This window comes from Sphingobium soli (genome assembly GCF_020782245.1).
Classification (GTDB): Bacteria; Pseudomonadota; Alphaproteobacteria; order Sphingomonadales; family Sphingomonadaceae; genus Sphingobium; species Sphingobium soli.
In genome coordinates this window covers 38,308-49,987 of sequence record NZ_JAJGNP010000018.1, presented here as the reverse complement: position 1 = coordinate 49,987, position 11,680 = coordinate 38,308, and the positions used below count along the sequence as shown (strand labels likewise).

10 protein-coding genes are annotated in these 11,680 nt (G+C 63.6%); 4 read left to right on the top strand and 6 right to left on the bottom strand.

All coding sequences use genetic code 11. From position 1 onward, the window contains the following. The first annotated feature begins 30 nt into the window (after positions 1–30). Positions 31–303: a metal/formaldehyde-sensitive transcriptional repressor gene (locus tag LL253_RS16775; RefSeq protein WP_009822852.1), complete on the top strand. Its 273-nt coding sequence runs from the start codon at positions 31–33 to the stop codon at positions 301–303. Further along, on the top strand, positions 300–1,274 hold the full coding sequence (gene dmeF / locus LL253_RS16770) for a CDF family Co(II)/Ni(II) efflux transporter DmeF (protein WP_228227918.1): 975 nt from the start codon (positions 300–302) through the stop codon (positions 1,272–1,274). The genes LL253_RS16775 and dmeF overlap by 4 nt, the downstream gene beginning before the upstream one ends. 9 nt (positions 1,275–1,283) lie before the next feature. Here dmeF and LL253_RS16765 read toward each other — a convergent pair whose 3' ends face one another. From LL253_RS16765 to LL253_RS16745, 5 genes are all read right to left on the bottom strand, one after another. Next, complete coding sequence (locus LL253_RS16765) at positions 1,284–1,712, bottom strand: TIGR01244 family sulfur transferase (protein ID WP_228227917.1); 429 nt, start codon at positions 1,710–1,712, stop codon at positions 1,284–1,286. Between the two features lie 107 nt (positions 1,713–1,819). Next, complete coding sequence (gene recQ / locus LL253_RS16760) at positions 1,820–3,595, bottom strand: DNA helicase RecQ (RefSeq protein WP_228227916.1); 1,776 nt, start codon at positions 3,593–3,595, stop codon at positions 1,820–1,822. 97 nt (positions 3,596–3,692) lie between these two features. Then, positions 3,693–5,207: an RNA polymerase factor sigma-54 gene (rpoN, locus tag LL253_RS16755; RefSeq protein WP_228227915.1), complete on the bottom strand. Its 1,515-nt coding sequence runs from the start codon at positions 5,205–5,207 to the stop codon at positions 3,693–3,695. 45 nt (positions 5,208–5,252) lie between these two features. Beyond that, positions 5,253–6,038 (bottom strand): LPS export ABC transporter ATP-binding protein, encoded by a 786-nt coding sequence (gene lptB, locus LL253_RS16750; RefSeq protein ID WP_037543555.1) that lies wholly within the window; start codon positions 6,036–6,038, stop codon positions 5,253–5,255. Between the two features lie 109 nt (positions 6,039–6,147). Further along, the gene (locus LL253_RS16745; RefSeq protein ID WP_228227914.1) at positions 6,148–6,621 is read right to left on the bottom strand and encodes an Lrp/AsnC family transcriptional regulator; all 474 of its coding nucleotides are present in this window, start codon (positions 6,619–6,621) and stop codon (positions 6,148–6,150) included. A gap of 94 nt (positions 6,622–6,715) precedes the next feature. On the opposite strand from LL253_RS16745, the gene phhA reads away from it, so the two are divergent. Further along, positions 6,716–7,585: a phenylalanine 4-monooxygenase gene (gene phhA / locus LL253_RS16740; protein WP_228227936.1), complete on the top strand. Its 870-nt coding sequence runs from the start codon at positions 6,716–6,718 to the stop codon at positions 7,583–7,585. Continuing rightward, positions 7,582–8,649 (top strand): 4-hydroxyphenylpyruvate dioxygenase, encoded by a 1,068-nt coding sequence (gene hppD / locus LL253_RS16735; protein ID WP_228227913.1) that lies wholly within the window; start codon positions 7,582–7,584, stop codon positions 8,647–8,649. Before phhA ends, hppD begins: the two co-directional genes overlap by 4 nt. Before the next feature lie 153 nt (positions 8,650–8,802). Here the strand turns inward: hppD and LL253_RS16730 are convergent, their stop codons facing one another. Further along, the gene (locus LL253_RS16730; protein WP_009822843.1) at positions 8,803–11,631 is read right to left on the bottom strand and encodes a TonB-dependent receptor; all 2,829 of its coding nucleotides are present in this window, start codon (positions 11,629–11,631) and stop codon (positions 8,803–8,805) included. Between the last annotated feature and the right edge of the window lie 49 nt (positions 11,632–11,680).

Genomic DNA, 11,680 nt, shown 5'->3' with positions numbered 1-11,680 from the left:
AAAAGTCATTATAGTGTAGGGGAGTATGCTATGCATATTGTCGAGGATAGAGAAAAGCTGCTCGCGCGCACGCGACGAATCGCGGGCCAGATCGCCGCTGTCGAGCGCCAGTTGGCTGGCGACGCCGATTGTTCGCAGACGTTGCAGCTGGTCGCGTCGGTGCGCGGCGCTGTCGGCAGCCTGATGGAAGAACTGATCGAGCAGCATATGCGCGCGCATGTCGCGCGACCGGGGCTAAGCGACGTTGCGCGGGCCGCGGCTGCCGAGGAAATGCTGGCGTTGATCCGCCGCTATGGGAAATGACGATGCACGACGCTCATCATCACGCCCATGAGCATGGTCACGATCACTGCATGCCGCCACCGCCGCCCACCGCCCCGCCGGGGGAGGCGGAAGAACGCCATTATTTCGACCATATCTACCTGAGCGCCGGGCATGACCGCAATGCGCGCCGCACCATCTGGGTCGTGTGGTTGACCGCCGCGACGATGGTGGTGGAGATCGCGTTCGGCTGGTTGACCGGGTCAATGGCTTTGCTGGCCGATGGCTTTCACATGGCGACCCATGCCGGCGCACTCGCGGTGGCGGCGGCGGCCTATGGCTATGCGCGCCGCCACGCCCGCAATCCGCGCTTCACCTTCGGCACGGGGAAGGTCGGAGACCTGTCGGGTTTCGCGTCCGCTTTGCTGCTGGGCGTCACGGCGCTGCTGATCGCGGTCGAATCGATGCTGCGGTTCTTCGAGCCGGTGCAGGTGGCGTTCGGCGAAGCGACGCTGGTGGCGGTCATTGGCCTGGTCATCAACATAGTGAGCGCGCTGCTGCTGGGGCATGACCATAGCCACGCAGATGGGGACGCGCACGGCCATGCCCATGCGGACAATAATATGCGCGCGGCCTATATCCATGTGTTGACCGATGCGCTGACGTCAGTGCTGGCGATCGCGGCGCTGCTGGCTGGGCGCTATATGGGCTGGTGGTGGCTGGACCCGGCGGTCGGCCTGCTGGGCGCGGTGGTCATCGCGCGCTGGGCCTGGGGTCTGATGCAGGACACGGCCGCGATCCTGCTCGATACCGCCGAGCCGGCGCTGATGGCGCGGCTGCGGCTGGAGGCGGAAGCCGAAGGGGCGACGATCCGCGACCTGCATGTCTGGCGGATCGGCCCGCATGCCCATGCCGCGATCCTGAGCCTGGCGCCGGGCGCCGATGGCGCGGCGGTGCGGGCGCGGATCAAGGCGCTGCCGCGCATGGAGCATGTGACGGTGGAATGCGGGTGAGCCGCCCGCTTATTGCGGTTTGAGCGCGTCCATAATCTGGCGCACCGGGCTGATGTCATAGCCCGCTGCCGCTGCCTGTGCCGCGAGCACATCGGGGTGATCCCCGGCCCGCGCGCGGGTAAGTGCCCAGAGCAGCGTGCTGCGCGTGCCCGACCGGCAGTAGGCCAGCATCTTGCCATCGCCTGTCTGATCCAGCGCCTGCGCCATGCCATCGAGCTGCCAGGGGGCAAAGCCGCCATGGGCGACCGGCACGGCGACATAGTCGATGCCGGCCTTCAGCGCAGCCGCCTCGATCTCCGCGCCATTGATTTGCCCCGGTTCTTCGTCGTCGGGACGATTGTTGACGATCATCGTCACGCCCTGCGCTTTTGCCTCCGCGACTTGCTCCACGCTGATCTGCGAGGACACGAGGATGCGGTCGGTGAGCGTGCGGAACATGGGGCTTCTCCTTCTGCGGCAGAGCGATGCCTTTCGATGGCCGCGCTGGCAAGGCTTTTGCTTCACCAGAGGGCGCGGCGGAGATGGTGCGGCTGCGTTGCCTGGGTCTATAGGAACGGGCGAATTGCCGCCAGAAAGGCGTCGCCATAGGCGTCAAGCTTCTTCTGGCCGATACCGCTGATGTGGCTGAGTTCGCGGATATTGGCCGGGCGCTGTTCGGCCATTTCACGCAGCGTGGAATCATGAAAGATGACATAAGGCGGCACGCCTTGGTCCTGCGCCAGTTCGCGGCGGCAGGCGCGCAGGGCGTCGAACAGCGGATCGCCCACGGGGTTGGCGTCGGCGCCGTTGCGGGCATTGCGGCGGCCGCGCCGTTCGCGCTTTGGCGGCACCAGGATGCGCACTTCCTCCTCGCCGCGCAGGATCGGGCGGGCATTGGGGCCGAGCATCAGCCCGCCATGCTCGGTCGTTTCCAGCGCGTCGCGGACCAGCAAGGCGCGTTGCACCGGGCGCAGCAACGCCATTTCTTCTCCACTGACGATGCCATGCACGGAAATGCGGTCATGGCCGCGTTCGCGCACCTTGTCGTTGGCGGCGGCGGTCAGCACCGCTTCGATATGGCCCGCGCCGAAACTCTGCCCGGTGCGGTAGACCGCGGACAGATATTTGCGCGCCGTCTCCGTTGCGTCGACACTGGCCGGGGGCGACAGGCAATTATCGCAATTGCCGCAGGTGGGCGGCGGGCTTTCGCCAAAATGACGCAGCAGGATGGCACGGCGGCATGTCGCGGTTTCGACCAGCGCGCCCAGCGCCGCGATGCGGGCGCGCTCCCCCTGCTGACGCGCGGGTTCGAGTTCGGCGATGCGCAGGCGCGCGCGGGCGAAATCCTCCGCCCCCCAGAAAAGATGTGCGACCGCCGGTTCCCCGTCGCGACCGGCGCGGCCCGATTCCTGATAATAGCCCTCGATCGATTTGGGCAGGCCTGCATGCGCGACGAAGCGGACATCGGGCTTGTCGATACCCATGCCGAAGGCGACGGTGGCGACCATCACCATATCCTCGCTGGCGATGAAGGCGGCCTGATTGGCGGCGCGGGTCGCAGGGTCCATGCCGGCATGATAGGCGCGCACGGCTCGCCCGCCGCGCCCCAGCGTCTCGGCAAGCTTTTCGGTCGCGGCGCGGGTCTGAGCATAGACGACGCCGGGGCCGGGATGCTGGGCGAGCAGATCGGCAAGCTGGCGCGTCAGCCCCTCGCGCGAGTGGACGGCGTAGCGGATATTGGGCCGGTCGAAGCCCGAGATGATAAGGCCGTCTTCAGGAATACCAAGCTGGACCAGAATGTCGGCGCGCGTATGCGCGTCCGCCGTCGCAGTGAGGGCAAGGCGCGGGACTTGCGGAAATTCGTCGAGCAGCGGGCGTAGCAGGCGATAGTCGGGGCGAAAATCATGGCCCCATTCGGACACGCAATGGGCTTCGTCGATGGCGAAAAGCGCGATCTTTGCCGAGCGGAGCAGGTTGCGGAACGACTCCTGACTGGCGCGTTCGGGCGCGACGTAGAGAAGATCGAGATCGCCACTGCGCAGCCGGTCCTGCGTTTCGCGCCAATCGGCGTCCACGCTGGTGAGGCTGGCGGCGCGCAGGCCCACCGCATTGGCGGCGCGCAACTGGTCGTGCATCAGGGCGATCAGCGGCGACACGACGATGCAGCAGCCATCGAGCGCGGCGGCGGGAAGCTGGTAGCAGAGCGATTTGCCCGCGCCCGTCGGCATGATGGCCAGCGTCGGGCGGCCCGCCATGACACGGCCGACCACCTGTTCCTGCACCCCGCGAAAGGCGGTGAAGCCGAAGATATCGTGGAGAAGCGTGGGAATGTCGCGCGCCATCGGGCGGCCTTAGCGGCTGGGGGAGGCAAGGGCTAGAGCGGAGCGCATGACAAAACATGCCCGCCCTTCCGGCGCGGGCACCGCCTTACCGAAAGGGTCAGGCTGCCTTGCCCTTCAGCGCTTTTTGCCGGCGGCGCTGCACGGACGACCCAATACCCATGGCTTCGCGATATTTGGCCACGGTGCGGCGGGCAATATCCATGCCCTTGGCCCGCAGCATATCGACCAGCGTGTCGTCGGACAGGATCGCTTGCGGATCTTCGGCCGAAATCAGCGCCTTGATATGGCTCTTGACCGCTTCGGCCGACACCGCGCCGTCGCCGCCGGCCGCCGCCACGCCGCTCGTGAAGAAATATTTGAGCTCGTAAAGGCCGCGCGGGCAGGAGAGATATTTGTTCGATGTGACGCGGCTGACGGTGCTTTCATGCATGCCGATCGCATCGGCCACGGCCTTGAGCGTCAGGGGCTTTAGGTGCGCGACGCCTTTTTGGAAAAAGCCTTCCTGCTGGCGCAGGATCTCGCTCGCCACCTTGACGATCGTCTTCTGCCGCTGGTCGAGCGCCTTCACCAGCCAGTTGGCGCTGGCTAGGCAGTCGGCCAGCCAGGCCTTGCTATCCTTGTCCTGCTTGCCGGTCGACAGTTCGACATAATAGCTGCGATTGATAAGCACGCGGGGCAGGGTGGCGCTGTTGATTTCGATCGCCCAGCCGTCGCTGGCGGGGCGAATGAAGAGGTCGGGCGTTACCGGGGCGGCGGTGGAGGCGGAAAAGCGCAGGCCGGGCTTGGGGTCATAGCCGCGCAATTCGGCGATCATGTCGGCCATGTCCTCTTCATCCACGCCGCAGATGCGGCGCAGCTGGGGGAGGGCACCCTTGGCCAGCAGGTCGAGATTGGCGAGCAGCCGCGCCACGCAGGGGTCGTGACGATCCGCCTCCTTGGCTTGCAGAGCGAGGCATTCGGCGAGCGATCGCGCGCCTACGCCCGTGGGGTCAAAGCCGTGAATGACGCCAAGCACCCGTTCGACCTGATGCAGCGGCACGCCCAGGCCATGGGCGGTCGCCAGCAGGTTCGCCTCCAGATAGCCCGCCTCGTCGATCTGGCCGATCAACTGCGATGCGATCAGCAGGTCCATGCCTGACATGGCGGCGCGCGCCTGATCCATCAGATGTTCCTGAAGGCTGCTGTCGGGCGCAGCGAAACTGTCAAAGTCGGGTGCATCCTCGGCATAGCCGCCGCCGATCGGCTCCATGCCCCCGCCGGTGCCCAGCGCCGACGCGATCCGGTCGCCCGGACCATCGTCGATGAAGGTTTCCGCGCCATGATCGACGTCGAGCGGGCTGTCGGCCGCGCCGAGGCCCTGCGCGATCAGATCGTCGCTCGCTCCGCTTTCGGCCGCCAGCGTCGGGGCCTCGACAGTCCGGTCGATGCCATCGGTCGCGACAGGCGCATCATCTGGGCCGGTGTCGAGCAGCGGGTTCTTTTCCAGTTCGCCCGCGACAAAGGCGTCGAGCTCCAGATTGGACAGCGCCAGCAGCTTGATCGCCTGCTGCAATTGCGGCGTCATGACCAGAGACTGGCTCTGGCGAATGTCGAGGCGCGGCCCCAGCGCCATCAGGCGAGCGCCCGGTCGAGAAGGAAAGGCCGCCCCCGCCCCATGTTACAGCTGGAAATTTTCGCCCAGATACAGGCGGCGGACTTCAGTATTGGCGACCAGTTCGGTCGGATTGCCGGCAAACAGCACCTGACCGCCGTAGATGATGCAGGCGCGATCGACGATTTCCAGCGTTTCGCGCACATTATGGTCGGTGATGAGAACGCCGATGCCCCGATTCTTGAGGTCCTTCACCAGATCGCGAATGTCGGCTATCGACAGGGGGTCGATACCGGCAAAGGGTTCGTCGAGCAGCACGATCGAGGGATTAGCCGCCAGCGCGCGGGCGATTTCACAGCGGCGACGCTCACCGCCCGACAGCGCCATGGCCGATGAATCGCGCAGTCGGGTGAGGCCGAATTCATCGAGCAGCTGCTCCAGCCGCGCCGCGCGGGCCGCCTTGTCCGGTTCGGCCAGTTCCAGCACCGCGCTGATATTCTGCGCCACGCTCAAGCCCCGGAAGATCGACGTTTCCTGCGGCAGATAGCCCAGACCCAGTATCGCACGGCGATACATGGGCAGGCCAGTGATGTCCTGCCCGTCCAGCACGATCCGGCCGCGATCGGGGCGCACCAGCCCCATCACCGAATAGAAGCAGGTCGTCTTGCCCGCGCCGTTGGGGCCGAGCAGGCCGACCACTTCGCCCTTGCCCACGGTCAGCGACACGTCGGACAGGACAACGCGCTTGTCATAGCTTTTCGCGATCGAGATCACGGACAGGCCATCGCCCACTTCCTGCGGGGCGAGGGGGTGGGCCGGGGTCGGCCGGTCCTGAACTGTCACGTCGTGCATCCTGTCATCCTTGGCGAGCCATGGGTTCGCGCGCATAGATTGGCAGCCATTGGGCGGCTGGCAAGCTTTGTGCATGGTAACAGGACGGGAGCAAGAGTAAAATCCCGGCTTAGCGTACCGGCAGCGCCGTTTCATATTTGGTGGTCGAGAGCGCGAATTGCGACGATGCGCCTGCGACCGAGGGATGTTTAAGCAAGGTGCGCATCAGAAAATGTTCATAGTCCGCGACGTCGGAGGCGACGACGCGGAGCAGATAATCCCATTCGCCCGACATCGAATAGCATTCCATCACCTGTTGGTGGGCGCGCACGAAATCCTCGAACGCGGCGATGGCTTCGGCTGAAAATTCCCTCATCCGCACATGGCACAAAACGATGACGCCCTGTCCCAGGGCATGGGGGTCGGCGATCCAGACTGCGCGGCGCAGCAGGCCTTGGTCCTGCATGGCGCGGACGCGCCGCCAGCAGGACGGCCCGGTGCTGCCCACCCGCTCCGCCAGTTGGGCATTGCTGAGCGTGGCGTCACGCTGCAACTCTGCGAGAATGCGGCAGTCAAGCGGGTCCAGGGCGGATGAATTCGTCATAAAACTGCTATATCATGAAAAATCCTTACGTCTTGCCCTTGCCTCACAGGAATTTTGAAAAGCATTTTCGCCGGCGATCTGCGATGGTGTGGCGATGGAGATGGATGCCGAAAACCCGCCCATCGGCGCTGGTGCCGACTGGACAATTATGCAGGGCTGGGACGCCTATAGCGAGGATGACCACGCAATGTGGGACCGCCTGTTCGAACGGCAGGCAGCGATGCTGGAGGGGCGGGTGGTGCCCGAATTCCTTCAGGGCCTGGGTATCTTGCGCATGGACCGGCCAGGCATCCCTGAATTCGGGGCGCTCAACGAACGGCTCCGCGCGGCGACGGGATGGGAAGTGGTTGCGGTTCCGGGACTGGTGCCCGACCGCGTTTTTTTCGATCATCTTGCCAATCGGCGCTTTCCGGCCGGCCGGTTCATCCGCACGCCCGCGCAGGAGGATTATCTTCAGGAACCGGATATCTTCCACGATGTGTTCGGCCATGTGCCGCTGCTCGCGAACCCTGTGTTCGCCGATTATATGCAGGCCTACGGCCGCGGCGGACTGCGCGCGGACGGAATGGGCGCCATCGCGAAGCTGGCGCGGCTTTACTGGTATACGGTCGAATTCGGCTTGATCCAGACGGATGCGGGCTTGCGCCTTTATGGCGCGGGGATCGTGTCATCCAACGCCGAATCGCATTTCGCGCTGGAGGACCCGTCACCCAACCGCATCGGCTTTGACCTGCGACGGATCATGCGCACCCGCTATCGCATCGACGATTTCCAGCAGAGCTATTTCGTCATCGACAGTTTCGAGCAGTTGCTGGCGCAAACGACGCAGACGGATTTCGCCCCGCTCTACGCCGATCTCGTCGCGCTGCCTGATTATGACACCGATACCATCGCGCCTGAGGACCGTGTGCTGACGCGCGGCACTCAGGCCTATGCCAGACAGAAGGAAGAGGAGCCTTTATGACCGCCACCATGCTGGACCAGCAGCCCGACGCTGCATCCACCAACCCGCTGGGCCTCAACGGGTTTGAATTCGTCGAATTCACCTCGCCCGATCCCGACGCCATGGCCGCGCAGTTCGAGGCGCTGGGCTTTACCGCGACCCATCGTCATCCGACCAAGAATATCACCCGTTACAAGCAGGGGCGCATCAACCTGATGCTGAACCGGGACGATGCCGGGCGGGTTGCTGCCTTTCGCGGGGTGCATGGACCGTCCGCCAGCGCCATGGCGTTCCGTGTGGCCGATCCGCAGGCCGCGCTTGCCTGGGCGCTCGATCATGGGGCCAAGGCCACGGAAGAGGATGACACGGTGATCGAAGGGATTGGCGGCGCCTATCTCTATTTCATCAAGGATGGCGAGGATCTGTATGCCAATTGGGCGGAGATGCCCGGCTGGCGCGACAAGGAAGCGGCCAACAGCGTCGGGCTGGACCTGCTCGATCACCTGACCCACAATGTGCAGCGCGGCCAGATGCGCGTGTGGAGCGAATTCTACCGCACGCTCTTCAATTTCGAGGAGCAGAAATTCTTCGACATCAAGGGCAAGGCGACCGGCCTCACCAGCCAGGCGATGATCGCGCCCGATCGCGCGATCCGCATTCCCTTGAATGAAAGCCAGGACGACAAGAGCCAGATCGAGGAGTTCATCCGCGACTATCATGGCGAGGGTATCCAGCATCTCGCGCTCACGACCGACAATATCTATGACACGGTGGAAAAGCTGCGCGCGCGCGGCGTGCGGCTGCAGGATACGATCGAAACCTATTATGAACTGGTCGACAAGCGCGTGCCCGGCCATGGCGAGGATCTGGAACGGCTGCGCCGGAACCGCATCCTGATCGACGGTGATATCGAAAGCGAGGGCATCCTGCTCCAGATTTTCACCGAGAATATGTTCGGCCCGATCTTTTTCGAGATCATCCAGCGCAAGGGCAATGAAGGCTTTGGCAACGGCAATTTCCAGGCCCTGTTCGAAAGCATCGAACTCGACCAGATCCGCCGCGGGGTGATCAGCGTCGATAGCTGAGCGAGCCGATGCCGCCCGGCGAGCGGCCGGGGCGTGCGCAAAACAACTTTCCGCCAAATAAAATGGCGGCCGGTCCGGGAATTGGAGAGACTTCCCGGACCGACCGCCATGGAGACAAGGCGCGGTGAGGAGACACCGCGCCCTGCCGGGCACTCAGTCGAATTTGAAGCGAACGCCCAAGGCGAAAGTGCGGTCGATCAGCAGCGTGCTACTGTTGAATTCCGTCGGATTGCCGACGTCGCCGAACTTATAGTAATTCTGCTGCTTGGCCTTGGTCAGATTGACGGCGTCGAAGGTGATGCCGATGTCGTCATTGACGTTCCAGGTCAGCTGGAAGTCCAGGCTCTTTTCCGGCGCGCGCCAGAAGCCGATCGGGTTCGCAAAAGACCGACCTTCATTGTTGTTCAGGAAGCCCTTGCGCCAGATATAGGACAGACGCGCGCCGATCGGACCATTATCATAGGCGAGCGTCGCATTGTAGGAGAGCTTCGACACGCCGAAGAAGGCAGACTTGGTGGTGCCGGTGATCTCACCTGCGTTGTTGACGACCGGGATGGTCTGTTCGGAATCCAGGATCGTCGCGCTGCCCGTGAAGCCGAGGCCGTTCAATACGCTGGGCAGATAGGACGGGAAATAGGTCAGCCCCACTTCCAGCCCCTTGAGCGTCCCGTCGGAGGCATTGGCCGGACGCGTGATATTGAAGAATTCGGTATAGGTTTCGTTGCGCGGCAGATAGTTGTTCGGGATGAATTCGCGCACAGTCAGCGGGACGACCAGCCCGTCGATCTTGCGCTGGAACGCCGTCACATAAATCGCGCTGTTGCGTTCGAAATACCACTCGAGCGCCAAGTCCATATTCTTCGAATGCGTGGGCCGCAGATTGGCATTGCCCGCCGAACCCGTGCCGAATCCGATACGCGACAAATCGCCGGTCAGCGAGAGATTTGGATTGAGATCGCCAAAGGCGGGACGGCGCAGCGTTTCCCCGTAATTGAAGCGAATGCGCAGATTGTCGGTGATATTGTAGCGCGCGGTGAAGGACGGCAGGAATTTCTCCGACCCCGTCGACACCGTCGTCCGGGCGAAATCATTGCCCCGATCGAAATAGTCGTACAGCGTGTCGATCGCGACGAAGCGCACGCCGGCCTGAAGCTGGAGCGGCCGCCCGAAAAGCTCCAACTCCCCATCTGCAAGGATATAGGCGGCAAGGTTGGATTCGTTGATGCTGAACACGCGCCCGAACGTCATCTGGTCCGATAGCAGAAGGCCCGGCTCGACGGCGCGATACAGCTGACGAACGGCGTCCTTGTTCATGCTGCGCGGATCGGCCAGCACCCAGCTGGTGGGAATGTCGGCGCGGCCATCGAAGAAACCGCTGTTGGTGAAGGGCGTGCCTTCGCCAAAGGCGTCCAGAGTCACCCCCAGCCCGCCGGCGCCCTGATCGCGGACGAAGCTGTCGGCCTTGCGATCATCGTAGCGGAAGCCCGCCTTGATGCGGCGCAGGAAGCCTTCGTCCCACTTATATTCGCCATCCAGCATGAGCGTAAGCGCGCTGCCGGTGTTCTTGGTGCCGCTGTCGAACAGGTTGCCAACGGTCCACTGGCTCGCGTCCGTCAGCACATCCTGATTGCCGAAGCTGTAAGCGGGCAAGCCACCCCCGGCATTGAAATCGACATCCAGATCAAGCGGACCGCGATCGGTGCGGATGGCGAAGAAGGAGGTTTCGTTCTTGCTGTCCTGATAGGCGACGTCAGCGGAAATCTTACCTTGCGAGCCGACGTCCCATTTCGCGTTCAGGGCATAGACATAGCTGTCCGTGCGATTGGTTGCCATGTCGCCGCTGTTGAAGCCGGCGACCGAGCCCATCCGGCGCGACTTGATGATGTTCGTGCCGTCATACAGCTCGAAGCTGTTCGCCACGTCGGCCGGCAGGTCGCCCCACCAGTCGGCGAAGCTGAAGTGCAGGCTGTTGAATGTTTCGCCGCGGAAGCCGGTGTAGAAGACTTCGGCGGTGTAGACCGAGCTGTCATTGGGCGCCCATTGCAGCGCGGCGTTGATCGATGGCCGCTCGCGCTTGCCGTAGAGGTCCGACGCGATGACGGCGTCGCGCGAGAGATAATAGGGTGTCTCGACGCCATTGATGTTAAGCGTGGAGCCCGGCGCGGTAGGCAGGCCAGCATCGAGGCCCGGCGTCCAGTTCTGGTTGCGATCGCCCGGGAAGATGCGCTGAAGCGGAGTGAGGCCAGATCCTTCTGGCGGATTTTCCGTCGCGAACGGCACCATCGCGCCGGCCTGGAGATTCTGGTTGCGATATTCAGCGCGGGTGAAGCTGGCATTCACCAGGATGCCGATGTCGCCGATCCCGGTTTCCCAACGATCGCTGACCAGCAGCGCCACGTTGGGGTTCACCTTGTCCGCCAGTTCGGAATAAATGCCGCGCGCGAGACCGGAGATGGTGAAGCCATCAAAGTCGAGCGGGCGACGGGTCTGCACGTCGATCTGGCCGGCCAGGCCGGTTTCCAGCTGGTCGGCCGAACGGGTCTTGTAGACGTCGACACGGCTGACAAGGTTCGCCGAAATATCCTGGAGCGCGAAGGATGTGCCTGCTGCTGTGAAGATATTGCGGCCATTGAGGGTGGTAAGCGGATCCGTCAGGCCACGAATGGTGATCGTCGCTGTCTCGCCACCCGCACGATCGGTGACCTGAATGCCGGTCACGCGCTGAAGCGCTTCGACAACATTATTGTCGGGCAGCTTGCCGACATCTTCCGACACGATCGAATCGACGATCTGCGTTGATTCCCTGCGGACATTCAGCGCACCCACGATCGACGCGCGCACGCCGGTCACGACGATTTCGTTGACCTCATCGTCCGCCTGCGGCGCGGCGGCGGAGTCGGGCACGGTCTGCGCTTGCGCGGCACCCGCCAGCATCAGCGCAACCATGGATGTGGAACCAAAAATGACGGACTTCAAAGCCATCGGATATCCTCCCCAAGGGGCTGGCGCATACGCCATGCCCATGTTTCGA